Origin of the sequence: Bordetella sp. BOR01 (assembly GCF_019218885.1) — a bacterium.
Lineage (GTDB): Bacteria > Pseudomonadota > Gammaproteobacteria > Burkholderiales > Burkholderiaceae_B > Bordetella_A.
The window spans coordinates 402,593-424,200 of sequence record NZ_JAHUWT010000004.1; the positions used below are offsets into that span (position 1 = coordinate 402,593).

A 21,608-nucleotide genomic window follows, 5' to 3' on the forward strand; every position below is an offset into this window, starting at 1 on the left:
CCGCCAGCGTCGCCCCCTCAAGGGGGAAGCGCGTAGCGCTCGGGGGTGGGTATTTTATGCGGGCGGCAGGAACTCGGGCCGTAGAATGCCCTGCAGTTCTGTGTACGGGATCAGCAGTTCCGGCTCTCCGTGCGAGTACGGCGCGATCGAATAGGCGTCGTACTTGATCACCATGCCTTCGGGCGTCAGGGCGAAATTATTGCTTTCCTGGAACGGCCACATGCGGTTGTATGCCTGGGGGTCGCGCTGCGCGTCCGGGTTCTGCGCCAGCCAGGCGGCGTGGGCGCGCTGCAGCGCCTCGACGAACGCGGGGTGCGCGCCAGACTGCAGCGCTTCGTCCAGGGCCAGCACACGCGATTGATCGCGCTGCCAGTTCAAGTATTGGGTGGCGGGAATGCCATGCGCGGCGCCGGTCAGGTATTGGCCGGTATGCAGTTCGACCGCCACGATATTGCCCACCACCGCTTTCACGCTGGCCTTGAAGACCGTGAGATCGCGCGATTGCGCGGTTTGCCAGAAGTACTGCGTGTATTCGGACAGCGTGCCATACGGGCGAGGGCGGTCCGGGTCGACGCCCGTCATGTAGGCCAGAACATGATCGACCAGCTCGGTCAGCTTCGGAATGTCCGGGAAAGCCACGCTGTCGATCTCGATGCGCGGGCACTGGCCTTCGCATCCGGGCTTGGCGCCTTGCCATTGGATCTTTTCCACCGCCAGCCCGGCCACCTGGGTATCGGTCGTGGTGGGCTGCGGCGTGGCGGAAGGCAGGCTGATGTTGCCTGACGGCGAACTGGCGCAGCCGGCCAGCACGGCCAGCACGGTGCCCGCCATGTACATGCGCGCACGGCGCGGCGTGCCGGAGAGAGCAGGGAAGAATCGCATCACGGTACCTGGGCAGTCCATTCGGGGCTGGAAAACTTGTGCTGAGCCTGCCGCCTGGCCTCTTCCAGAGTGGCCTCGGCCAGTTGCACCGGAGTCAGCGGGGCCAGGCTACGGAAAGTCTGCAGCATGCGTTCGATGATGGTGTCGCGTGCCAGGCCGGTCTGGCTGCGCAGCGGATCGACCCGCTTCTTGGCGCTGGTAGTGCCCTTGTCGGACAGCTTCTCGCGGCCGATGCGCAAGACCTGCACCATTTTGTCGGCGTCGATGTCGTAGGACATGGTCACGTGATGCAGCACTGCGCCGGCGCGGCGGGCCTGGGCAGCGCCGCCGATCTTGCCGCTTTCCGAGGCAATGTCGTTCAACGGCTGGTACCAGGCCTTGATGCCCAGTTCGTGCAGGGCACGGATCACCCAGCCGTCCAGGAACTCGTACGACTGCTGGAAACTCAGGCCCTGCACCAGGGCCTGCGGCACGCTGAGCGAATACGTGATGGTATTGCCGGGTTCCACGAACATGGCCCCGCCGCCGCTGACGCGCCTGACCACGGTGACGCCATGGCGCTGTGCGCCTTGCGGATCGACCTCGTTTTTCAGCGACTGGAAGCGCCCGATGATGACCGCCGGCTGCGACCATTCCCAGATGCGCAGCGTTGGGGGCCGCACGCCCGCGCCGACCTCGTCGGTAATCACGGCATCCAGGGCCATGTGCAACGCGGGAGGCTGCGGGCCTTCATGGATGAGCTGCCATTGATAGTCGTTCCAGTGGGTGCGGGTGTTCATTGGCGTACCTTGGCGCTCCGCACGCCGGTATTCGCCGTCGGGGCGGCCCGGCGGGCTCATGCTACGGCCCTTCGGACGGTGATCGCGACCGCTTGTGGCGAGAATCCGAACAACTCTGCGCCGCTGGGCAGGCCGTCCTGTACGGCCTGGGCCAGACGGGATTCATCGGCATCGGCCGGCAGGCCGCACAAAGCCTGGTTGATGTTTTCCAGGGCCTCGGGCGGCTCAAGGAAAAAATCTCCGCTCAGGCGTACGCCGGCCAGCCTGCCGTCTTCGACTTCGAGATCGACGACCACCAGTTTGCCGCCAGGGACTTTGTATTCGCCATGCATAGAGATCGGACTCCGGATCAGGCGGCCAGTTCCAGCTTCATGCCTTCATGGGTGGCCACGAACCCCAATGATTCATAAAAACGCCGGGCATCGGCGCGCGTCTTGTCAGTAGTCAGCTGGACTATGCCGCAGCCTCGTTCGCGGCATTGTCCGAGGGCCCATTCAAACATGGCGCGGCCCGTGCCCGCGCCGCGTTCGCTGGCCGCCACGCGCACGCTCTCGATCTGGCCGCGCCACAGGCCGCGGCGCGACAGGCCGGGAATGAAGCTCAGTTGCAGGCAGCCGACTACGGTGCCGGCGCGCTCGGCCAGCGCCAGCAATTGATTGGCATCGCGTTCAATAGCCTCGAACGCCTGTACGTAGCAGGCAGCGGCGGGTACCGACGGGTCTTCCCGGGCGCTGCCCAGCATATCGTCGGCCAACAGGGCCACAATGGTATCCAGGTCGGACGCGCGAGCGCGCCGAAATTGCAGGGAAGTATCGGACATGGGCTGCTCAGCGCACGTTCTGCGCCGTCTGGCCGAACAGGATACGGCGCGATTCTTCGGTATGCACCGACGGCGCGCTGTTGATTTCCTTGGCCTTTTCGTAGGCGCGCTGCGTGGCGGGCCGGGCCTGGATGGCCTGGAACCAGCGCTGCAGGTGCGGAAAGTCGTTCAGATCCTGGCCTTGCCGCTCGTGCGGCACGACCCAGGGGTAGGCCGCCATGTCGGCAATAGAGTATTCGCCCGCCACGAATTCGCGGTCGGCCAGCCGCTTGTTCAGCACGCCATACAGGCGGTTGGTTTCATTCACATAGCGGTTGATGGCGTATTCGATGCGCTCTTGTGCGTAGCCCGAGAAGTGGTGGTTCTGGCCGGCCATGGGGCCCAGGCCACCCATTTGCCAGAACAGCCACTGCAGGGTGTCTGCGCGGGCGCGCAGGTCTTGCGCAATGAATTTGCCGGTTTTTTCGGCCAGGTAAAGCAGGATGGCGCCCGATTCGAACAGCGCGACCGGCGCGCCGCTATCGGCAGGCGCCTGGTCGACGATGGCGGGGATGCGGTTGTTCGGCGCAATGGCCAGGAAATCGGGCTGGAACTGCTCGCCTTTGCTGATGTTGATGGGAATGATCCGGTACGGCAACCCGGTTTCCTCGAGAAACATCGTGATCTTGTGGCCGTTGGGGGTGGTCCAGTAATAGAGGTCGATCATGGCGCGGATCCTTCAGCAACAAGGCCGCCCGAGGCGGACGGCGCGTAGGCGACCATGATAGCGGGTTGCTGGCGCGGGGGGGCCGCAAGCCCCGCCGCGCGTGTAGGCCTTTGCACCGTCGCCCCGGCGTCAGGCCGAATTCGGCCGGGTCGGCCCTGCGCCTTGGTGCGATCCGCCGCGCCGGGCGGGAAAGCGCCAGTTCAGGCTGACACCTGCCGCGGCCAGCAGGATCAGGCTGACCCCGGCCACCTGCGACCCTGCCAGGCGCTGGCCGTACACCATGTAGTCCAGCAGGATGGCCACTGCCGGATAGATGAATGCCAGCGCCGCCACCGATGTGGTGGGCAGCTTCTGGATGGCCGAATACAACAGGATGTACGTCAGGCTGGTATGAAGCAGGCCGATTGCCACCAGCATGCCCCATTGGGCCGGCGCAGCGGGCAGGGCGCTAAAATCCACCATGGGCAGGAGCAGCAGCGCCCCCAGGCTGACCTGGACCAGCGCCAGCACGTGGGGGGCGATATGCTTGAGCCGCTTGACGATGATCGAGGTCACCGCATACAGCGCGCCTGCGCCCAGCGCCAATGCCAGCCCGTGCAAGTACCCGCCGGCCTGCGCCAGTTCGCCCGGCTCGATGCGTAAGACCAACACCAGTCCGCCAAAGGCCATCACTGACCAGCCCAGCTTGCCCAGCGTGGGCCGTTCGCCCAGGAAGATGGCCCCCAGCGCAATCAGGAAGAACGGCTGGAAGTTGTATACCGCCGTGGCCAGCGAAATGGATGCCAGTCCATAGGACGAGAACAGCAACACCCAGTTCAGCACGATGGCCACCCCTGCCACCAGGGTCCAGCCCAGCGTGGCGCGCGTGAAGATGCCTGGCCGCAGCAGTCCGCGCGCCAGGCAATAGGCCAGCAGGCCCAGCGCGCCGAACACGCAGCGGAAAAACACCACATTCCAGGCACTTTGGCCGGATTCCAGCACGAATACCCCCACCGTGCCCGAGATCGCCATGGCGGCAGCCATTTGCGCCAGGCCGCCGCGTTCGCTTGTTGTCTTCATCGAATGACTCCTGAATGGCGCTACGCTGCGCCGATATCGATGAGTAAATTATCCTAGGCGGTATTGCGGCATAATAGGCACAATCAGCGGAATTTCTAACCAACTACCTTCGTTTCAGTGATTTTTATGACAGACCACCTAAATATCGAAAATGACGTACTGGATGGTATCGACCGACGCCTGGTGCAGCTGCTGACCACCAACGCTCGTACCACCACCGCCGACCTGGCACGCCAGGTCGGCATGTCGGCCCCCAGCGTGGCAGATCGCCTGCGCCGGCTGGAAGAATCGGGGGTGGTGCGAGGCTATACGCTGGATGTAGATCCGGTGGCGCTGGGATACACGCTGACGGCAATCGTGCGCATCCGTCCGCTACCAGGGCAGTTGCGCAAAGTCGAGAAGTTGATCGCCGGCATCGGCGAGTTCGTCGAATGCGACAAGGTCACCGGCGACGACTGCTTCATCGCACGGCTGCTGCTGAAGTCCATTTCGCAGCTGGATGGGGTGCTGGATCGAATTACTGAATATGCCGAAACCAATACAGCCATCGTCAAGTCCAGCCCGGTACGGCGGCGCTTGCCGCCACTACAGGCCACGCGGCCTTAACGACCAAGGCCCCCGTGCGGCATCAGCTTGCCGTTTCGCAGGCGGCCAGGACGTCGTCTTTCAGGGCCGTAGGCTTGTCGGTGGGCGCGTAGCGCTTGATGACTTGCCCATCGCGGCCCACCAGGAACTTGGTGAAGTTCCATTTGATCGCCTCGGTACCCAGCACACCGGGCTTTTCGCCCTTCAGCCAGCGGTACAGCGGGTGCGCGCCAGGGCCATTGACCTCGATCTTGGCATACACAGGAAACGTCACGCCGTACTGGGTCGTGCAGAACTCGCGGATGGCAGCCTCGTCGCCGGGCTCTTGGTGCCCGAACTGATTGCAGGGAAAGCCCAGCACTGTCAGCCCGGCCGCACGATAGTCGCGGTATAGCGCTTCCAGGCCGGCATACTGCGGCGTGAACCCGCATTGCGATGCCACGTTCACCACCAGCAGCACCTGTCCGCGGTATGCGTCCAGCGCCTGCTCGTCGCCATTCATGTCCAGGGCGGAAAAATCGTAGATTGTGCTCATGGCGAAACCCTCATGTAGCGGGCCGCCGCACTACCCATGGCAACCCATGCCTTCAGTGTAGCGCCGCGCGATGGCGATTTCCCTTGGTGCAACCCTGGCTATGCGTTTGGTTACGGTGTCTTGACCTATGATGCATCCATGCGCACGCACCCGGAGCACACTATGGACGGCCTGATCGAACGACTGGAAGCAATGCTGGCCCAAGGGCAAGACAACCTGCTTCTGCGCTTTTCGCTGGGCAAGGCATATGCCGAGCGCGAGGCCTACGGCACAGCCATTCCCCATCTGCGCGCCGCGCTGGCCTTCGACCCGGGCTACTCGGTGGCCTGGAAATGGTTGGGCAAGGCACAGCAAGGGCAGGGCGACCTGGCCGGCGCCCGGGCGTCCTGGCAAGCCGGGGTCGATGCCGCGCAGGCGCGCGGCGACCAGCAGGTGGTCAAGGAATTGCAGGTGTTCCTCAAGCGCCTGGATCGCGCCCAACATATGTAAAACCTATGAATATATGTGTCCCGCGCGTCCGCACGGGATGCAGGCATATTGACGCGCCCGGCTGGCCGCTCTGTAATCAGGGCGCATCGCGACACACCGACGAATGGAAAATTTGATGGACTCCCGCCCGCTACCGCCCAACGGGCAATCCCGCACCAGCAAGACCGCGCGCGATGCGCTGCAGGGCTTGTGGCGCGCGTTGGATATGCCCGACGAAGCCATGGATTACGTCGACCTGTCGGGCGGCGAACCGGTGCTGCCTTCTTCGTTCGCGGTGGGCACGGCGGCCCAGGCCAGCATGGCGGCGGCGGCGCTCGCGGCGGCTGAATTATGGACTCTGCGGGGCGCGCCCCGGCAACGCGTGGCGGTCGATATGCTGCACGCGGCCCAGGAATGCCGCAGCTATTTCACGCTCGATGGCGTGGCGCCCGAAGTGCATGACAAGCTCACCGGCGTGTACCGGTGCGGCGATGGCGGCTGGGTACGCATCCATGCCAACTTTGCTCACCATCGCGATGGCGCGCTCGCCTTGCTGGGCTGTCCCACGGGCCCGTCCACGACACGGCAGGCGGTCGAGCAGGCCTTGTCGCAACGGCGCGCGCTCGACGTCGAGCAAGAGGCCGCCGACGCGGGATTAGTGGTGGCCGCCATGCGTAGTTTCGAAGAATGGGACCGGCACCCCCAATGCCTGGCGCTGGCCGGCCAGCCGGTCATGACTGTCGAGCGCATCGGTGAGGCCGACCCCAGGCCCTTGCCGCGCTATACGCACGACGCCCGGCCGCTGAAAGACATCCGGGTGCTCGACCTGACGCGCATCATTGCCGGCCCCGTATGCGGCCGCGCGCTCGCGGCTTACGGTGCCGACGTGATGCTGATCAATTCGCCGCACTTGCCCAACATCGAAACGATCGCTGAAACCAGCCGTGGAAAGTTGTCGGTGCACGCCGACCTGGAAACCGCCGATGGGCGCATCGCCCTGGCCAATCTGCTGCGCAGCGCCCATGTCTTCGTGCAGGGATACCGGCCTGGCGCGATGCAAGCGCTGGGCTTCGGACCGCTGGAAGCGGCGCAACTACGGCCGGGCATTGTCTACGTATCGCTATCCGCTTACGGCGACAGCGGGCCCTGGGCGCAGCGGCGCGGCTTCGATTCACTGGTGCAAACCGCCACGGGCTTCAACCATGCCGAAGCGCAAGCGGCAGGCGCACCCGCGCCCAAGCCGCTGCCCGTGCAGATACTCGACCACACGTCCGGCCACCTGATGGCGTACGGGGCGCAGGTGGCCCTGGCGCGCCAGGCGACCGAAGGTGGCTCATGGCATGTGCGCGTATCGCTGGCCCAGACGGCGCGCTGGCTGCGATCGTTGGGCCGCGTGGCCAACGGCCTGCAGTGTCCCATGCCGCCGATCGCGGGCTTTCTGGAAACCGGGCCGTCGGGCTTTGGGCAGTTGGCCGCGGTGCGGCATGCGGCACAATTCTCGTTGACGCCGGCGCGCTGGGTGCGGCCTTCGATGCCGCCGGGTTCGCACCCCACGGTGTGGCCATTCAGCTAGGGCCTGCAGACAGGCCTTAGGGGTTTGCCGCCTGCCGCGGCCGGCCGGGTTTGGGTAGACTGTCGGTTTGGGAAAGGAGCACGTATGTCCGCCACCATTTATCACAATCCGCGCTGCAGCACGTCACGCAATGTGCTGCAGATGATCCGCGACGCGGGGATCGAGCCCACGGTCATCGAATACCTGAAATCGCCGCCTTCGCGCCAGACGCTGGCGGGCCTGATCCAGCAATCCGGCCTCAGCGTACGAGAAGCCGTGCGCAGCAAGGAATCGTTGTACCAAGAGCTGGGCCTGGACGCCGCCAACGTGTCCGACGATGAACTGCTCGATGCCATGATCGAGAATCCCATCCTGATCAACCGTCCGTTCGTGGTCACGGAGCAGGGCGCCCGCCTGTGCCGTCCGGCCGAACTGGTGCTGGAAATCCTGCCTGGCGCCACTCGCTGACATCCGCGCCGCCGGGCCGCCGGGCCGCAGCGGCTACTTGCTGGCCTGCGGCTGCTTGGCCCGCCAGTCGCGCAGGGCCTGCAAGGTATTGGCAACGTGGTGGTCCGGGTTCATGTCGGTGTAGGCATACAGGATCTTGCCATCCGGCGAAATCACGTACGACACCCGCTTGGCATAGTCCGGCCGACGGTCGTGCTGCGCATCGTACGCTTTCATGATCGATTGGTCGCCGTCGGCCGCCACGGCGAATTTGCTGCGGCATTCGCTCACCGAGAATTTCTTCAAGGTATCGATATCGTCGGCCGAGACGCCGATGACGGTGGCACCCAGCGCCTTGTAGTCGTCGGTGGCCTCGGCAAAGTTGCGGGCTTCGATGGTGCAGCCCTGCGTGAAGGCAGCCGGATAGAAATACAGAACGACCGGCCCTTGTGCCAGCGCCTGCGCCAGCTTGAAGGTGAACACTTGCCCGCCCAGCGAGGCGGGGGCCGAGAAATCGGGGGCGGGGGCTCCGGTGGGCAGCTCGGCGCGCGTGGCCAGTGGGGCGGACAGCGCGGCGGTCAATGCCAACCAGGCAAGATGATGCTTCATGGTGGGTCTCCAGGAGTCGTCAAGGCGAGCGCCGGGGCCATGCTCGCCGGACAATGTGCCGCTTCATGCTAGCACCAATGCAAACGGGGCCGCTCGCGCGGCCCCGTCGTGCTTGCCGTAGGCGGGTGCCGGCCTTAGTTCCAGCGACCGCCAGATCCGCCCAGGGCAAAACGGCCTGCGCCCATGAACGCCACGGCCAGCGCACTGAACAGGAACATGCCCTGTAGCTCCAGGGCCCAACCACCTTGTTGGGTGAGGCCGGACAGTTGTCCCGTGTGCGCCAACAGAATGGCCGCCACCATGTTTATCACGATAAACAGGGCACCCAGGCGGCTATAGATACCCAGGATGACGAGCAGCGGCCCGATGACTTCACCCACGTAGGCGCCATACGCCAGAAAGCCGGGCAGGCCGTTTGCGGACAGCATGCCGGATATGCCGCCCACGCCGCTCGATAGCTTCATCAGCCCGTGCATCAGTACCAGAATGCCCACGCTCAGGCGCAGGATCAGCTTGCCGGTGTCATCAGATTTGATCATGGTGATTCTCTTTGTTTGTTCAGGAGGAAAAGCCCGTAATCAGAGCCCGCCGGACCGGCATGGTTCCCGCGCCGTGAGCGCACTCATTATTGCAAATCTTTCGCCAATGGCAAGGGTATACCCCAGCGGGCGGCAATACGCCAGCCCCGCGAGACCGGTGCAACACTTTTCTGCTAAGGTGAAGTCGTGTCGTTCCGACCTCGACCAAAGGAGGCCCGTTCATGTCTCGCGTCATGTCCGACCCCTGGTGTTCTGGCGTGATACCTCCGTATATGCTGGATCGCCTGGCGCAGCATGCCAGCCCGCGCGTACGCCAGCGCGCCCTGGCCACCTTGCGCATCGAACAGCAAGAGCGCAGCCTGCGCGCCATCCAAGGCACAGCCGCAGCCAGTGCCCGCTTGCCAGCCGCAACAATATTGTCGCCGGGCCATGTCAGCCGCGCCGTGTTCAACGCGGCCAACGGAACCAACTTGCCCGGCCAATTGGTGCGGGCCGAAGGCCAGCCGCCCAGTGGCGATGCGGCGGTCGACGAAGCCTACGAGCACCTGGGGGCCACTTACGAGCTGTTCTGGCAGGTGTATCGCCGCCATTCCATCGACAATGCAGGCCTGCCGCTGATCGGTACCGTGCATTATGGCGACGACTACGACAACGCCTTCTGGAATGGCACGCAAATGGTGTTTGGCGATGGCGATGGCGAAGTCTTCAACCGCTTCACCCTGGCAGTCGATGTGGTGGGACATGAGCTGTGCCACGGCGTCGTCGACCATGAAGCCGGCCTGCGCTATCAGGGGCAATCGGGTGCGCTGAATGAATCGCTGTCGGACGTGTTCGGTTCGCTGGTCAAGCAGCATCGTGCCGGCCAAAGCGCCGAACAGGCCGACTGGCTGATCGGTGCCGGCCTGTTCACCGCGGCCGTCAATGCCCGGGCGCTGCGCTCGATGGCCCAGCCGGGCTCTGCCTATGACGATCCCGCCCTGGGCAAAGATCCGCAGCCCGGCCACATGCAAGATTACGTCGACACCGCCGACGACAACGGCGGCGTGCACATCAACTCGGGCATTCCCAATCGGGCGTTCTATCTGGCCGCCACCGCATTGGGCGGGCCGGCCTGGGAACGGGCCGGACGTGTCTGGTATGACACCCTGCGCGACAAGCGGCTGGGTGCCCAGGCCGATTTCGTGGCGTTCGCCACATTGACGGTCGAGGCCGCCAGCGCCGACTCGCCCACTCACCAGGCGGTGCACGAGGCATGGCGCCAGGTCGGCGTACTGCCATGATCGAACTGCCTTCCTTGTCAGATGCCACGCTGGTGCGGGTATCGCGCCAGGGCGGCATTGCCTATGTGCCAGGGCGGGCCGCGCCACGCGATATCGACCTGCGCGCCTGTCCCGAAGACGTGCGGCGCGACGTATGCCAGGCACTGCAGCAGGCCGCGCCGCTGGCGACGGGCGAGGCCGAGCCGGGCGGCGACCAGCGCTACTTCCGCATCGAGATCTGGTTTGTGGATGACACCGCCACCGTGCGGTTCCAGGTTCCCGAGACACGGGCGCCCGAACCGTTGCTGCGCCTCTGGAAGGGCTTGTGAACCGTGCCCGACTGATGGCCCGGTAAGGCTTACGCCACCATTTCCGGCAAATGAGGGGTCCAGAAAGCACGATCGGGCAAGGGCCCGATTGCAGCGGCCAGGTTGTCGCGCATGTGCGCGGCCCGGCCCGTGCCGGGAATCGCGCACGTGACCGCCGCGTGGCTCAGCACGAACTTCAGCAGTAATTGCGGCCAACTGGCCGCCCCGATCTCGGCGGCCCAAGCCGGCAACGGGCGGCCTTGCATGCGGCGCAGCAAGCCACCACCGCCGAACGGACGGTTCACCAGCACGGCTACCCCGCGCTCGGCTGCCAGCGGCAGCAGGCGTTGTTCGGCAGCACGGTCATCGGCGGAATAATTGATCTGCAGGAAGTCCAGCCGTTCCGCGCGCAGCACGGCCTCGACGTCGTCGTAGGCGCTGGCAGTGTAATGGGTGATGCCCACATAGCGCAGGCGCCCCTGGGCCTGCCAATCGCGCAGCACGGGCAGGTGAGTGCGCCAGTCCAGCAGGTTATGGATTTGCATCAAGTCGATGCGCGGGGTGCGCAACAGCTTGAACGAGTCTTCCATCTGGGTAATGCCGGCGCTGCGGCCCTGGGTCCAGACCTTGGCCGCCAGGAAGGCACGCGCATGGCTGTTCGAGGCCGCCAGCAATTGGCCGGTGACCGCTTCTGCGCGGCCGTACATGGGCGAACTGTCGAGCACGGACCCGCCGGCGGCGAACAGGGTCGACAGCACGTCGGCCAGTTCCTGGTATTCGGTGCTGCCTACATCCACGTCGAAGCCGCGGTACGTGCCACAACCGACGATGGGCAGGGGCTCGCCGGATACGGGAATGGAGCGGGAGGGCAAGGGCGAAGCGGCTGCCGAGGCCGTGGCAGGGCCCAGCCTGGCCAAGGCCGCGCCGCCGGCGGCGCCGGCCGCCAGTCGCAGGAATCGGGCACGGGTCATGCCTGATGGCGCAAAAGGGGAAGCAGTGGGCATGTCGGGCTCCGGAGGCCGCGGCCAGGCTATTTCACCAACGTGACAGGCACTTCCGCCAGCGCGATGACTTTGTTGGCGACCGAACCCAGCAGGATGCCTGGCAGGGCGCTCAAGCCGCGCGTACCCATGACGATATGGGCGCATTGCTGCGCACGGGCATAGGCGGCGATGGTTTGCGCCGATTGGCCGGGCTGCACGGCCGTAACAAACGGCACGCCGCTTTGCTCGGCAATTTTTCGTGCATCGGCCAGCGCCTTGGTGCCTTCTTCGTTGTAGTAATCCTGGATTTCCTGTTTGTCCAGGAACATGCGGGCGTGGCCGGACAGGATGGGCAAGGGCACGTTCAACAAGTGCAGTTCGGCTTCGCTCTGCTGCCCGGCCATGGCGATGGCCGCCTGCAGCGCGCGCGTTGCGCATTCGGAACCGTCGATGGGAACTAGGATCTTGAACATAGGCTGCTCCGTGAAGTAGGGGACGGGTAGGAACCTCTGTTTCAGGATAGCGGATCAGGCTGAGGGTCTATTGACCGACGTCAAGCGCGGCGGGCAATCATTGCCGTAGCGCCTGGACCGACTCGGGGGTGACGTCGGCAGCCTGTCCGCCCCAACGGGCACGCAGATAATTGGACAAGTCAGCCAACTGCGCATTTGTCAGTGTACCGGCAAAGCCGGGCATTGCCTGCATGGCGGCGGTGCCTGGAAAATCCTGCGCCTTGATGCCGTCGAGCATCACCGCGACCAGGTTGTGCGCATCGGGGTCGCGCAAGGTGGCATTGCCTTGCATGGCAACTGCCACCCCGGGCTTGCCTTCGCCCTCGAAACCATGGCAGCCGGCACACAGCGCGGTATACAGGCCCTTGCCGCTGTCGCGCAGCCGCGGTTCGACCTGCGCCGGTTGTACCGCCTTGGGTGCGGGCGGCGTATCGCCCAGCAGGTAGGTGGTCAGGGCTGCGATATCTTGCTTGGCCAGGTGCTGTGTGCTCAGGTGCACCACCGGGAACATTTCATCGAACACCGCGCCTTGCGGGGCGATGCCGGTGGCGAACAGGATGTTCAGGTCATCGGCCGTCCAGCCCCGCGAGGCAAGGCCGGCGGGCGAGATATCGGGCGCCTTGATGCGGCCCAGGGCGCCACCCTGCAAAGGCTGGTCGGGATCGAGCTGGCCCAGCTTCCCGCGCGGCGTGTGGCATTCGGCGCAATGACCCAGCGCACCGGCCAGGTAGCGGCCGCGCAGCCAGGCCTGCGAACTGCCTTGCGAGGCATCGGGCAGGCTGTCTTCCAGGAACAGCCAGTCCCAGAACCGCACGCCGAAGCGCAGGTTATAGGGAAAATCGAGCTCGGGTTCGCGGTTGGGCACGGCCGCGGGCTTGACGGTGCGCAGGTACGCAAACATGGCGTCGCTGTCGGCGCGGGTCAGTTGACGGTACGAGGTGTAGGGCATGGCCGGATACAACTGCCGGTCCGGCGCCACGCCATCGTGTAGCGCAGCGTAGAAATCGTCGGCGCTCCAGTTGCCGATGCCATTTTCGGCGTCGGGCGTGATGTTGGTGCCGTAGAACTTGCCGAACGGCGAAGCCAGTGGCACGCCGCCCGCGAAGGGCGCGCCATCGTCGGCCGTATGGCAGGCCGCGCAATCGGCCGCCTGCACCAGGTAGCGGCCACGCAGCAATTGATCCTGGCCAGCGGCGATTGGCGGGGAGGGGGGCGGGAGCGGGTCGTCCTGCCGGCCACAGGCGGCCAGCGCAGCCAGGCCGGCGGCCGCCAACATGGCGCGCATCGGAAGCAAATGTGCCATGGTCAGACTCCGGTCGTCAGGCCGGGCGTGTTCAGCACCACGTCTTTTACGGCCTGGTGATAGCGGACATAGCCGGTGCAGCGGCAGATGTGGTGGTCCAGCGCCTGGGTGACAGCCTGCTCGACCTGCGCCCGCTCGATGGGGTGGCGTTGCAGCCGTTCGACCAAGACCGTGGCAGCGTTGACGAAGCCCGGCGTACAGTAGCCGCACTGGAAACTGTAGTGATCCAGGAATTTCTGCTGGATGGGCGACAGGGCCACGACTTCGCCCTGCACATTGCGCCGGCCATGCGCCTCTACGGTGCGCACGTGCTTGCCCTGGAAGAACAGGGCGCCTGTAATACAGGTGCGGATTTCTTCGCTGGTGCCGTCGGGCTTGTCCAGGATGACGACGCAGGCATGGCAGATGCCCTGGCCGCAGCCCAGCCGCGATCCGGTCAGCGCCACGTACTCGTGCAGGAAGTCGATCATCATCAGGTTGGCCGGCACTTGCAGGGGGCCAACGGCCTGGCCGTTGATGGTCAGGCTGAGGGGTTCGGTGGGGATGCTCATGCCAGGGCCTCCAGTATGTGCCCGGGGGTGACGGGCAAGGCGGTAAACCTGTGGTCGATGGCATGGGCCAGGCCATTGACGATGGCGCCAACGATGGGAATCATCACGACTTCGGCCACCCCCTTGGGTGGGTCGGTCTCGGACAGCGGGGGCAATATGTCGGCCGTCTGCGTCCACAAAGCCACGTCGCTGGCCAGCGGCAAGTGATAGCGGTTGAAATTCCAGGTGCCATCGCCGGGGCCGTCTTCATACAAGGGCAGGTATTCGTGCAGGGCGTGCCCGATGCCCATGGCCAGCCCGCCTTGCAGCTGGCTGGATACCAGTTCGGGCGAGATCATGTTGCCGCATTCCATCAACGAATGGTGCGTAAGCAGTTCGACCTTGCCCGTGGCCTCATGCACAGCCAATTCAACCAGCGATCCCACAGCGGTGTAGTAGGTGACGGCCGCGTTGTTGCGCTGCACGGGCGGGATGAACACCTGCGTGCGCTCGATCATGCGGTAGCCGCTGGCACCTGGTTCGCCCGCATCCTGGGCGGGGGCGGGCTGGCCGGCCCCGGCGCCATGGCGCAGCGCCAGGCCGTCCAAAGGCAGGCGCTGTACTTGGCCGTTTACCGGAAAGTCGGCCTCGGTCCACTGCCAGCGGTTGAAACCATGCACCACCGCGCCCGTTACCAGGCCCATTTCGTGCGCGCGCTGTGCCAAGCGGGCCAGCGGCAAGGGCTGCATGCCCGCACAGGTAAGCGCGCCTTCCACCCAGCGTGCATCTTCGGGCCGCACGACCAGCGGCGCGGCCTGGCCGCCGCCCAGGCCGTGCTGCCAGAAATCCAGGGCGGCGGGCCACAGGCCATGCAGAAAGACCACACGGGCCGCTTCTCGCGTCGTGTGGCCGAAATAGAAGGCCGAATTGGTGGCACTGGACGGCGACGCAAAGGCGGGGGTCCAGTGCGGGTCGCGCGACAGGGAGTCTTGTTCGTGCTGGCTTATCAAGTAGGGATCGCCGCTGGCCTGCATCGGCAGTTCGGGCCAGTCGGTGACCGAGGTGAGCACCTGCGTGGCGGGCATGCCCAGCCATTGGACACATATCAGCGCTTGCGAAGTGCTCATGCCGGTACCGATCTCGGTGCCGCTATGGAACAGGCTGATGCGGCCCTGCGGATCGATCTCGACACGCGCGAACGACGACTCGGCCCCGGTACCGAAGTCTTTCTGCACGCAGGCGAAACCCACGCCGTAGCGCTGGCCTGGATGCTTGGCCTCGTAGTTCTTTTTCTGCACGGCCCGGCTGGTCCACAAGGGATGCCCGGCCGCCTTCCGCAGGATTTCGTCGGCCCGCACAGCGCCGGCGGGTATGGCGCCTTGCGTGTTTTTCATGCCCGACTGCAGCACGTTGCGCAAGCGGAACTCGATGGGATCGAGTTGCAGCAGTGCCGCCATTTCGTCGACCATCATCTCGGTGGCGGCCATGCTCTGCAGGGTGCCATAGCCGCGCGCCGAGCCGGCATCGATGGCGCGGCTGGCAAGGGCCACCGCCGTCAAATCGTTCTTGGGAAAATAGTAGATCGATTGCGCCGCGGTGGCGCCCACCATGGCGACCGACGGCGAGAAGTTGGCGCGGCCGCCGCCGTTGGCCTCGAAATGCCCCTGGAAAGCCTGCATCAGGCCTGTCTTGCGATCGACACCGATGCGATAGTGCATGGCGAAGGCATGGCGCTTGAGCGAGGTCTGGAACTGTTCGTAGCGATCGTTGGCGATGCGCACCGGCCGCCCCTCGCCATACAAGGCGCAGACGACCCCATAGAAGGGCATGTTGCAGTGGTCTTTCGAGCCGTAGCCCACCGTATAGCAGGGGTGCAGGAACACCTTGCGTACCGGGTAGCGCCCCTTCGCGGTCATTTCGACGGTACTCTCGGCCACTTCCTGCGGCGATTGCGTGGGCACCACCATATGCAGGGCCTGGGCGGCTGCGTCGTACCAGCAATTGGCGTTGTCGGGTTCCAGCGCGGCGGTGTCCACCGATTGGGTCTGGTAGTCGCGCTGCATGACCAGCCAGTCGGCTGGCGGCTGGTCGAGTTCGGCAGCGATCTGCCCGGCGTAGTACATGCCCTGTTCGCCCAGCTTGCCATGGTCGACGCCGTCAGGCCACACCGGCAGGTGCTTGCGCATGGTGCTGGGAAAAATGGGCGCGTCCTTCAGGCTGGAATAGACATCGTCGTCGTATCCCGTGGCCCCGCCAATGCGCACGTAGCGGAACGTGCCCCATGGATCGCGCTGCAGCGGGCCGGTGTGCTCGCCATAGCGCACTACATCGTCGCGGAACTTGAGCTTGTCTTTGGCATACCGGAAACGCACGAAGTCGTGGTAGATCAGGATGGCCACGGCATGGCCCAGATAGGCAGGCGTCTTGCCTGGCGGCAACAGCATGTCGTCGCCATAGAACGCCGGAAAGGCCAGTTGGTCGCGCGCCAGGTCTTGGGCGGTCACCATCCGGTCGGGTTTCAGGTCGGGCTCCAGTACCGACAGATCCAGGCCGGCGTAGGTCCGGTCGGCCAGGGTGGTGCGCAGGATCAGGGCATGCGATTGCTGGCGCGGCCAATTGGGCAGGTCGCGCGCGCGGATGTCGCGGGCGAAGATCTTCGAGCCCGTTACCTTGGCAATGCCGTCGATGCGAAAGCGGGCGCGGCCATCGGCGGCGTTCCATTGCACCGGTGTCAGCAATTGCTGCTCGAACAGGGCCGCATAAGCCTTGCTGCCCAGCGGGGCAACATAGATCGTCACGCCGCCAATCACTGCGGTTTTCAGGAACGAGCGGCGAGACGGGCTGGCAAGGGGCATTACGGCACTCCTGGTGGTGGCATCCAGAGCCGGCGCGATAATGCGCCGGGCGGGCGCGGCTAGGAAGCCGGATCGGCCTTGAGGTGCGGTGCTCCGCCAGGCAGGCTGCCTACATCGAGGTACGACGAGGCCTGCGCGGTGCCCAGCGAATTGCGTACCCACACCAGTTCGCCGGCTACCGCCACGGCGATCTCGGCCGGCGTGCGGCTGGCGATGCGCAGGCCTACCGGGCCATGCAGGCGTGCGATCTGGGCATCGTCCAGGTCGAATTGGCGCAGGCGTTCGCGCCGCTTGGCCTGGTTGGGGCGCGAACCCAGCGCACCCACATAGAACGCCGGCGATTTGAGGGCTTCCAGCAAGGCCATGTCGTCGAGCTTGGGGTCGTGGGTCAGGGCAACGATGGCCGTACGTTCATCTACGCCGATTTCGAGCACAGCGTCGTCGGGCATGCTGGTCAACAGGGTGCAGTGCGGGGCATTCCAGCCGGCGTACAGCTCTTCGCGCGGGTCGCAGACCAGCACGCGAAAATCAAGCATGGTGGCAATGCCGCACAGCGCGTGCGCGGTCTGGTTGGCGCCGATGATCAGCAGCCGCCACTGCGGGCCATACACCGCACGCAGGATCCGGCCGTCAAAATCGGGGCCGTCGGATGGCTCCGCGGGTGCCAGCGTACAGCTACCGGTTTGCAGGTCCAGCGTGCGCGCCACCAGTCGTTGTTCGTCGATGCCGGCAAGTACGGGGTCGAGCCATTGCGCGTCAGCCAACGGTTCGACCACCAGGCGCAGCGTGCCGCCACAGGGCAGGCCGAAGCGAGCGGCCTCGTCGCCGGTCACGCCGTAGGTCACACGTTCTGGGTGGGCCGGTAGCTGGCCCGCCTGGGCCCGCGCGATCAGGTCGTCTTCGACGCAACCGCCTGACACCGAGCCGATCATGCGGCCATCGCCGCGTAGCGCCATCAGCGCGCCTGCCTGGCGGGGAGCCGAACCCCAGGTCTGTGCCACGGTGGCCAGATGTACGGCGTGGCCCTGGGCTACCCAGTCGCGCGCCTGGCGCAAGACGTCCATGTCTAGAGGATTCATCCGGAAGTGTTTCCTGTGAGCAGGTCTTGGGGGGTATCGATGTCGTGCAATATACCGGCGTCGTCGCACTCGACTTCCAGGGCGCCATGGCGTTGCAGCAGGCCGCGTGCGCCGGTGTCCCCGTCAAGCTCGGCCAGATCGGGCAGGTAGTTCCCGCCGAACACCACAGGGTGGCCGCGCCGGCCCTGGCGTACCGGTACGACGATGCGGTCGCTGGCCGCCTGTTGCAGCAACAGGCGCAGCGTATCGGGCCGCAGCCAGGGCATGTCAGCCAGCGCGACCACGCAGCCGGGCAGCTGGCCGGCGGGGGCGGGGCGCGTCAAAAGATGCCGGGCAGCCGCGGCCAGCGACACGCCCATGCCACGCGGTGCCGGCGGTGCTTGCAAGAGGGCGCAGCCCAGTCGGGCGAGCAGGGCGGGAAGCTCGGGCGGCCGATCGGCCACCACGGCGATGGTGTCGGGCAGGACAGCCACCAGCGTGCCGGCGCTGGCCTGCGCCACGGCACGGCCGTCAGGCAGGCGGGCCAGCAGCTTGTGCGCCGATTCGCGCACGGCGCGGTAGCGCAGGCCTTCGCCCGCCGCCAGCAAAACGCCCACGCAATGATGCACTGACGAAGTCGAGGACACTATCCCTTCCGTAACCTGGATCTGGGTCCGAGGTTATGCCCGGGTGCCGGGCAACGTCAAGCCGGTTTGTACCGCTGCGGGCCCTGTTCTTCCGGGTTGATATCGACTCGATAGGCCGCCTGCCGGCCTAGTGCCAGGAGCGTTTAACAAGCGTTGAATCGATTGCAGGGAATGACTCGGCTTTTACGACTTCGTTAAACAGCACATAAACGAGCGATTCCTAAGATGCTTCCAACCACCCGAAATCGTGATCTCTCGGTCAGGCGGGGCGGTTGAGGAATATGTAACTTGTGTCATGCCGACCGCCAATCGGGGCGGCGGCAAATTCAGGCCCGCGGCTGTGCCGCGACAAACAGGAGAGGTTTCACCATGAAGAAAAGCGCAATCTATGCAGTTTCGATGTGCCTGGCCCTGGCGGCCGGCGGCGCCTATGCCGGCAATGGCATGCCCAAGAACGACATGAAGAAGGCTGCCATTTCCCATGACAGCACGTTCAAAGGCTACATGAAGAAAGCTGGCCTGTCCCACGACGGCATGTCCAAGGCCGACATGAAGAAGGCTGGCCTGTCCCGCGACGGCATGTCCAAGGCCGACATGAAGAAGGCTTGAAAAAAAGTCGCCTGTGACAGCATGACCCCGGCGGCGCCGGCCTGAAAATGGCCGGCGCCGCCGACGTGTCAGCCGCCCACCAGCACCGGCTTTGTACGGTAGCGGTCGGCAAATACCCTGGCCAGGTTCTCGACTTTGGGCTGATCGTTGATCACGATGTACAGGCTGTCCGGGTGCCGTATCAGGTAGTCCTGGTGATAGTCCTCGGCCGAATAGAAACCCTGCAGAGTTTCGACGGTGGTTGCCAGCGGACGCGGATACGCGCCCGATCGGTCGAGCTGGGCGATGTAGGCCTCGGCCACCCGCCGCTGGGCGGGGTCGGTCGGGAAAATGGCCGACCGGTACTGGGTGCCCACATCCGGCCCCTGCCGGTTGCGCTGGGTGGGGTCGTGCACGACCGAAAAAAAGATCTGCAGTAATTGCCCATAGGTGACGCGGTTGGGGTCGTAGGTAACCTGCACGGCTTCGGCGTGTCCGGTGTGCCCGCCGCTGACCGTGTCGTAACTCGCCGTGGCGGCGCTGCCGCCCGCGTAACCCGACAGGGCCTGTGTGACGCCGTCGACATGCTGGAATACCGCCTGCACACCCCAGAAACAGCCACCGGCCAGCACGGCGGTGGCGGTCCGGGCGTCGCCAGCGGGCAGGTCGGCCACGGGCGGCGGGATTTCGAAGGCAGTCTCGGCTGCCCGGCCAGGCGCCTGCAAGGCAAACCAGGCGGTAGCCGCCACCAGGCCCGCTGCCGCCAGCTTCAGGCAGGCAGTGCGGCGGGAAGGAGAATCAAGCGGCACGGCTTGCCCGGCACGTGGGGATTTCATACGGGAGCTCCTTGGGTCGTCTATTAAGTAGCCGCGGCCGCGAATGCCAGGGCCAGGCCATTCATGCAATAGCGCAATCCGGTGGGCTTGGGGCCATCGTCGAAGACATGGCCCAGGTGCCCGCCGCAGCGGCCGCAATGCACGGCGGTGCGCACCATGCCAAAGCTGCGATCGCGCGTGGTGCCGATGGCATGCGGCAGCGGTTGCCAGAAACTGGGCCAGCCGGTGCCGCTATCGAACTTGGCTGCCGACGAGAACAACACCTGCCCGCAGCCCGCGCAGGCATAGGTGCCATCGCGATGCTCATCGTCCAGCGGGCTGGAATAGGGCCGCTCGGTGCCGGCTTGGCGCAGCACGCCATACTGCGCCGGCGTCAGCAGCGCGCGCCATTCGGCATCGCTGTGTGTGACGGCAAAGGCCTGCTGCGCCGCGCGCGCCTGCCCGCGAGGGCCGGCCAGGGCTCCGAATAATCCAGCCAGGGCAGCGCCGCCGCCCGCGGCCAGGAACAGCCTGCGAGTCGATTTCATGATCCGCTCCATAATGGCCAGCATGGCCTGCATACGGCGGGCCGCGCGGCCGGGGACTTATTTCTTCATACCGTCCTTCGACATGCCGTCCTTCGACATGCCGTCTTTCGACATGCCGTCCTTCGACATGCCGTCCTTCGACATGCCGCCGTGGGACATCCCGTCCTTGGCCATCCCGTCCTTCTTCATGCCGTCCTTGGCCATGCCCTGGTGCCTGGCCATGTTGTCTTTGCTCATGCCATCCTTGGACATCGAGCTCTTGGACATACCATCCTTGCTCATTCCGTCCTTGCTCATTGCGTCGGCCGCATAGGCACCGCCTGCGGCCAGCGCCAGGCACATCGAGACAGCATAGATCGCGTGTTTCTTCATGATGAAATCTCCAGATTGTTGCGGCATGGCCGCGGGGTGAAAAGGCATCAACTGCCACCGAACCAGTTGTATCCCTGGTCTTCCCAATAGCCACCGGGAAATGTGTCGGTGACGTAGATGGCCTGGATATGCTTGGGATTCTTGTAGCCAAGCTTGGTCGGCATGCGCAGCTTCATGGGAAAACCGTATTCGGGCGGCAGCGGCTGGCCGTCGTAGGTCAGGGCCAGCAGGGTTTGGGGGTGCAGCGCGGTAGGCATGTCGATACTGGTGTAGTAATCATCGGAGCACTTGAAGCCCACATACTTGGCCTGCAGGTCGGCGCCAACCTGCCGCAGGAAGTCCGAGAACCGCACGCCGCCCCATTTGCCGATGGCGCTCCAGCCTTCTACGCAGATGTGGCGCGTAACCTGGTCCACCTGCGCCATCGTCCGAAGCTGCGCCAGGCGCCATGGGCGCTTGTCGGCCACTCGTCCGGCAAGTTCCAGCCGAAAGCCGGCCTCATCCACCTGCGGCACGTCCTCAATGCCGTAATAGGCATTGAACGGAAATGGCCGCGTGATCATCGATTCGGGGTAGGTGGGAGCCAGTTGGCCGGGATCGAAAATCCATCCCTGCACCCGGTCGTTCAAGCGCGATACGGCGGCCAGGGCCTGTTCGACACTGTCGTTGTCGCTGAGACTGCAGCCCGATAGCATGGCCAGCCCGCCCAGCGTCAAGGTGCGTTGCAGGAATGCGCGGCGGGCGGGCTGCTCGATACGCGGGGCAAGCAGCTTGCGCGCTTCCTGCACGATGGCGGGGCCGTCCAGGCCGGGAATAGCGGGGGGTTTGCGCGTGGCCATCCTGATGGTT

Annotated in this window: 26 protein-coding genes and 2 pseudogenes; 8 read left to right on the plus strand and 20 right to left on the minus strand. The window is 65.2% G+C overall.

Annotated elements, in window-relative coordinates; genetic code table 11:
* Nucleotides 1-54: 54 nt before the first annotated feature.
* The 6 genes from KW845_RS23675 to KW845_RS23700 all read right to left on the minus strand — a co-directional run bounded on the left by KW845_RS23675 (nt 55) and on the right by KW845_RS23700 (nt 4,246).
* On the minus strand, nt 55-882 hold the full coding sequence (locus KW845_RS23675) for an RsiV family protein (RefSeq protein ID WP_218371812.1): 828 nt from the start codon (nt 880-882) through the stop codon (nt 55-57).
* Nucleotides 882-1,661, minus strand: coding sequence for a biotin/lipoate A/B protein ligase family protein (locus KW845_RS23680; protein ID WP_218371813.1), 780 nt, complete (start codon nt 1,659-1,661; stop codon nt 882-884). Before KW845_RS23680 ends, KW845_RS23675 begins: the two co-directional genes overlap by 1 nt.
* A 56-nt stretch (nt 1,662-1,717) precedes the next feature.
* Complete coding sequence (locus KW845_RS23685; RefSeq protein ID WP_218371814.1) at nt 1,718-1,993, minus strand: biotin--protein ligase; 276 nt, start codon at nt 1,991-1,993, stop codon at nt 1,718-1,720.
* A 17-nt stretch (nt 1,994-2,010) separates the two neighbouring features.
* A complete protein-coding gene (locus tag KW845_RS23690) occupies nt 2,011-2,481 on the minus strand; it encodes a GNAT family N-acetyltransferase (RefSeq protein WP_218371815.1) in 471 nt (156 codons plus the stop codon).
* Between the two features lie 7 nt (nt 2,482-2,488).
* Nucleotides 2,489-3,187, minus strand: a complete 699-nt coding sequence (locus KW845_RS23695; RefSeq protein WP_218371816.1) for a glutathione binding-like protein — start codon at nt 3,185-3,187, stop codon at nt 2,489-2,491.
* 129 nt (nt 3,188-3,316) lie between these two features.
* Nucleotides 3,317-4,246 carry a DMT family transporter gene (locus tag KW845_RS23700; protein WP_218371817.1) on the minus strand — a complete coding sequence of 310 codons (930 nt, stop codon included), beginning with the start codon at nt 4,244-4,246 and terminating at the stop codon, nt 3,317-3,319.
* Nucleotides 4,247-4,372: 126 nt separating this feature from the next.
* Between KW845_RS23700 and KW845_RS23705 the strand changes: the two genes are divergently transcribed.
* Nucleotides 4,373-4,852, plus strand: a complete 480-nt coding sequence (locus KW845_RS23705) for an Lrp/AsnC family transcriptional regulator (protein WP_218371818.1) — start codon at nt 4,373-4,375, stop codon at nt 4,850-4,852.
* Nucleotides 4,853-4,874: 22 nt separating this feature from the next.
* On the opposite strand, the gene KW845_RS23710 is transcribed toward KW845_RS23705, so the two are convergent.
* On the minus strand, nt 4,875-5,366 hold the full coding sequence (locus KW845_RS23710) for a glutathione peroxidase (RefSeq protein WP_218371819.1): 492 nt from the start codon (nt 5,364-5,366) through the stop codon (nt 4,875-4,877).
* Between the two features lie 162 nt (nt 5,367-5,528).
* Between KW845_RS23710 and KW845_RS23715 the strand changes: the two genes are divergently transcribed.
* The 3 genes from KW845_RS23715 (at nt 5,529) to arsC (ending at nt 7,854) form a co-directional block, all read left to right on the plus strand.
* Nucleotides 5,529-5,855, plus strand: a complete 327-nt coding sequence (locus KW845_RS23715) for a tetratricopeptide repeat protein (RefSeq protein WP_218372154.1) — start codon at nt 5,529-5,531, stop codon at nt 5,853-5,855.
* A 103-nt stretch (nt 5,856-5,958) separates the two neighbouring features.
* Nucleotides 5,959-7,407: a CoA transferase gene (locus tag KW845_RS23720; RefSeq protein WP_218371820.1), complete on the plus strand. Its 1,449-nt coding sequence runs from the start codon at nt 5,959-5,961 to the stop codon at nt 7,405-7,407.
* Nucleotides 7,408-7,491: 84 nt separating this feature from the next.
* Nucleotides 7,492-7,854 (plus strand): arsenate reductase (glutaredoxin), encoded by a 363-nt coding sequence (gene arsC / locus KW845_RS23725; protein ID WP_218371821.1) that lies wholly within the window; start codon nt 7,492-7,494, stop codon nt 7,852-7,854.
* A 33-nt stretch (nt 7,855-7,887) separates the two neighbouring features.
* On the opposite strand, the gene KW845_RS23730 is transcribed toward arsC, so the two are convergent.
* A complete protein-coding gene (locus tag KW845_RS23730; RefSeq protein WP_218371822.1) occupies nt 7,888-8,442 on the minus strand; it encodes a peroxiredoxin in 555 nt (184 codons plus the stop codon).
* A 134-nt stretch (nt 8,443-8,576) separates the two neighbouring features.
* Nucleotides 8,577-8,981: a DoxX family protein gene (locus tag KW845_RS23735; RefSeq protein ID WP_218371823.1), complete on the minus strand. Its 405-nt coding sequence runs from the start codon at nt 8,979-8,981 to the stop codon at nt 8,577-8,579.
* A 221-nt stretch (nt 8,982-9,202) separates the two neighbouring features.
* Here KW845_RS23735 and KW845_RS23740 point away from each other — a divergent pair, with 221 nt between their 5' ends.
* On the plus strand, nt 9,203-10,261 hold the full coding sequence (locus KW845_RS23740) for a M4 family metallopeptidase (protein WP_218371824.1): 1,059 nt from the start codon (nt 9,203-9,205) through the stop codon (nt 10,259-10,261).
* A complete protein-coding gene (locus tag KW845_RS23745) occupies nt 10,258-10,569 on the plus strand; it encodes a protealysin inhibitor emfourin (protein ID WP_218371825.1) in 312 nt (103 codons plus the stop codon). The genes KW845_RS23740 and KW845_RS23745 overlap by 4 nt, the downstream gene beginning before the upstream one ends.
* Nucleotides 10,570-10,598: 29 nt before the next feature.
* Here the strand turns inward: KW845_RS23745 and KW845_RS23750 are convergent, their stop codons facing one another.
* From KW845_RS23750 to KW845_RS23780, 7 genes are all read right to left on the minus strand, one after another.
* Nucleotides 10,599-11,519 (minus strand): aldo/keto reductase, encoded by a 921-nt coding sequence (locus KW845_RS23750; protein WP_218372155.1) that lies wholly within the window; start codon nt 11,517-11,519, stop codon nt 10,599-10,601.
* Nucleotides 11,520-11,578: 59 nt separating this feature from the next.
* Nucleotides 11,579-12,004, minus strand: coding sequence for a universal stress protein (locus KW845_RS23755; RefSeq protein WP_218371826.1), 426 nt, complete (start codon nt 12,002-12,004; stop codon nt 11,579-11,581).
* Nucleotides 12,005-12,101: 97 nt separating this feature from the next.
* Nucleotides 12,102-13,346, minus strand: a complete 1,245-nt coding sequence (locus KW845_RS23760; RefSeq protein ID WP_218371827.1) for a cytochrome c — start codon at nt 13,344-13,346, stop codon at nt 12,102-12,104.
* A 2-nt stretch (nt 13,347-13,348) separates the two neighbouring features.
* Nucleotides 13,349-13,897, minus strand: a complete 549-nt coding sequence (locus tag KW845_RS23765) for a (2Fe-2S)-binding protein (RefSeq protein WP_218371828.1) — start codon at nt 13,895-13,897, stop codon at nt 13,349-13,351.
* On the minus strand, nt 13,894-16,731 hold the full coding sequence (locus KW845_RS23770) for a xanthine dehydrogenase family protein molybdopterin-binding subunit (RefSeq protein ID WP_218371829.1): 2,838 nt from the start codon (nt 16,729-16,731) through the stop codon (nt 13,894-13,896). Before KW845_RS23770 ends, KW845_RS23765 begins: the two co-directional genes overlap by 4 nt.
* A gap of 59 nt (nt 16,732-16,790) precedes the next feature.
* On the minus strand, nt 16,791-17,810 hold the full coding sequence (locus KW845_RS23775) for an XdhC family protein (protein WP_218371830.1): 1,020 nt from the start codon (nt 17,808-17,810) through the stop codon (nt 16,791-16,793).
* Entirely contained in the window at nt 17,807-18,436 is a 630-nt protein-coding gene (locus tag KW845_RS23780) for an NTP transferase domain-containing protein (protein WP_370628282.1), read from the minus strand. The genes KW845_RS23775 and KW845_RS23780 overlap by 4 nt, the downstream gene beginning before the upstream one ends.
* A gap of 369 nt (nt 18,437-18,805) precedes the next feature.
* Between KW845_RS23780 and KW845_RS23785 the strand changes: the two genes are divergently transcribed.
* Nucleotides 18,806-19,045: a pentapeptide MXKDX repeat protein gene (locus KW845_RS23785; RefSeq protein WP_218371831.1), complete on the plus strand. Its 240-nt coding sequence runs from the start codon at nt 18,806-18,808 to the stop codon at nt 19,043-19,045.
* 68 nt (nt 19,046-19,113) lie between these two features.
* Here the strand turns inward: KW845_RS23785 and msrA are convergent, their stop codons facing one another.
* Both msrA and msrB read right to left on the minus strand, forming a co-directional pair.
* Nucleotides 19,114-19,860, minus strand: a complete 747-nt coding sequence (msrA, locus tag KW845_RS23790) for a peptide-methionine (S)-S-oxide reductase MsrA (RefSeq protein WP_218371832.1) — start codon at nt 19,858-19,860, stop codon at nt 19,114-19,116.
* A gap of 23 nt (nt 19,861-19,883) precedes the next feature.
* Nucleotides 19,884-20,387 (minus strand): peptide-methionine (R)-S-oxide reductase MsrB, encoded by a 504-nt coding sequence (gene msrB, locus KW845_RS23795; protein ID WP_218371833.1) that lies wholly within the window; start codon nt 20,385-20,387, stop codon nt 19,884-19,886.
* A 27-nt stretch (nt 20,388-20,414) separates the two neighbouring features.
* Between msrB and KW845_RS29750 the strand changes: the two are divergent.
* Nucleotides 20,415-20,501, plus strand: a pseudogene (locus KW845_RS29750) (hypothetical protein); the annotation flags it as partial.
* Here the strand turns inward: KW845_RS29750 and KW845_RS23800 are convergent.
* Nucleotides 20,460-20,807: pseudogene (locus KW845_RS23800) on the minus strand (pentapeptide MXKDX repeat protein); the annotation flags it as partial. The pseudogenes KW845_RS29750 and KW845_RS23800 overlap by 42 nt on opposite strands.
* A complete protein-coding gene (locus KW845_RS23805) occupies nt 20,807-21,598 on the minus strand; it encodes a molybdopterin-dependent oxidoreductase (RefSeq protein WP_218371835.1) in 792 nt (263 codons plus the stop codon). The gene KW845_RS23805 and the pseudogene KW845_RS23800, both read right to left, overlap by 1 nt.
* Between the last annotated feature and the right edge of the window lie 10 nt (nt 21,599-21,608).

Excerpts from the sequence above, each read along its gene's own strand:
- KW845_RS23675 (WP_218371812.1), bottom strand. The coding sequence starts at position 882 with ATGCGATTCTTCCCTGCTCTCTCCGGCACGCCGCGCCGTGCGCGCATG.
- KW845_RS23680 (WP_218371813.1), bottom strand. The coding sequence starts at position 1,661 with ATGAACACCCGCACCCACTGGAACGACTATCAATGGCAGCTCATCCAT.
- KW845_RS23685 (WP_218371814.1), bottom strand. The coding sequence starts at position 1,993 with ATGCATGGCGAATACAAAGTCCCTGGCGGCAAACTGGTGGTCGTCGAT.
- KW845_RS23690 (WP_218371815.1), bottom strand. The coding sequence starts at position 2,481 with ATGTCCGATACTTCCCTGCAATTTCGGCGCGCTCGCGCGTCCGACCTG.
- KW845_RS23695 (WP_218371816.1), bottom strand. The coding sequence starts at position 3,187 with ATGATCGACCTCTATTACTGGACCACCCCCAACGGCCACAAGATCACG.
- KW845_RS23700 (WP_218371817.1), bottom strand. The coding sequence starts at position 4,246 with ATGAAGACAACAAGCGAACGCGGCGGCCTGGCGCAAATGGCTGCCGCC.
- KW845_RS23705 (WP_218371818.1), top strand. The coding sequence starts at position 4,373 with ATGACAGACCACCTAAATATCGAAAATGACGTACTGGATGGTATCGAC.
- KW845_RS23710 (WP_218371819.1), bottom strand. The coding sequence starts at position 5,366 with ATGAGCACAATCTACGATTTTTCCGCCCTGGACATGAATGGCGACGAG.
- KW845_RS23715 (WP_218372154.1), top strand. The coding sequence starts at position 5,529 with ATGGACGGCCTGATCGAACGACTGGAAGCAATGCTGGCCCAAGGGCAA.
- KW845_RS23720 (WP_218371820.1), top strand. The coding sequence starts at position 5,959 with ATGGAAAATTTGATGGACTCCCGCCCGCTACCGCCCAACGGGCAATCC.
- arsC (WP_218371821.1), top strand. The coding sequence starts at position 7,492 with ATGTCCGCCACCATTTATCACAATCCGCGCTGCAGCACGTCACGCAAT.
- KW845_RS23730 (WP_218371822.1), bottom strand. The coding sequence starts at position 8,442 with ATGAAGCATCATCTTGCCTGGTTGGCATTGACCGCCGCGCTGTCCGCC.
- KW845_RS23735 (WP_218371823.1), bottom strand. The coding sequence starts at position 8,981 with ATGATCAAATCTGATGACACCGGCAAGCTGATCCTGCGCCTGAGCGTG.
- KW845_RS23740 (WP_218371824.1), top strand. The coding sequence starts at position 9,203 with ATGTCTCGCGTCATGTCCGACCCCTGGTGTTCTGGCGTGATACCTCCG.
- KW845_RS23745 (WP_218371825.1), top strand. The coding sequence starts at position 10,258 with ATGATCGAACTGCCTTCCTTGTCAGATGCCACGCTGGTGCGGGTATCG.
- KW845_RS23750 (WP_218372155.1), bottom strand. The coding sequence starts at position 11,519 with ATGACCCGTGCCCGATTCCTGCGACTGGCGGCCGGCGCCGCCGGCGGC.
- KW845_RS23755 (WP_218371826.1), bottom strand. The coding sequence starts at position 12,004 with ATGTTCAAGATCCTAGTTCCCATCGACGGTTCCGAATGCGCAACGCGC.
- KW845_RS23760 (WP_218371827.1), bottom strand. The coding sequence starts at position 13,346 with ATGGCACATTTGCTTCCGATGCGCGCCATGTTGGCGGCCGCCGGCCTG.
- KW845_RS23765 (WP_218371828.1), bottom strand. The coding sequence starts at position 13,897 with ATGAGCATCCCCACCGAACCCCTCAGCCTGACCATCAACGGCCAGGCC.
- KW845_RS23770 (WP_218371829.1), bottom strand. The coding sequence starts at position 16,731 with ATGCCCCTTGCCAGCCCGTCTCGCCGCTCGTTCCTGAAAACCGCAGTG.
- KW845_RS23775 (WP_218371830.1), bottom strand. The coding sequence starts at position 17,810 with ATGAATCCTCTAGACATGGACGTCTTGCGCCAGGCGCGCGACTGGGTA.
- KW845_RS23785 (WP_218371831.1), top strand. The coding sequence starts at position 18,806 with ATGAAGAAAAGCGCAATCTATGCAGTTTCGATGTGCCTGGCCCTGGCG.
- msrA (WP_218371832.1), bottom strand. The coding sequence starts at position 19,860 with ATGAAATCCCCACGTGCCGGGCAAGCCGTGCCGCTTGATTCTCCTTCC.
- msrB (WP_218371833.1), bottom strand. The coding sequence starts at position 20,387 with ATGAAATCGACTCGCAGGCTGTTCCTGGCCGCGGGCGGCGGCGCTGCC.
- KW845_RS23805 (WP_218371835.1), bottom strand. The coding sequence starts at position 21,598 with ATGGCCACGCGCAAACCCCCCGCTATTCCCGGCCTGGACGGCCCCGCC.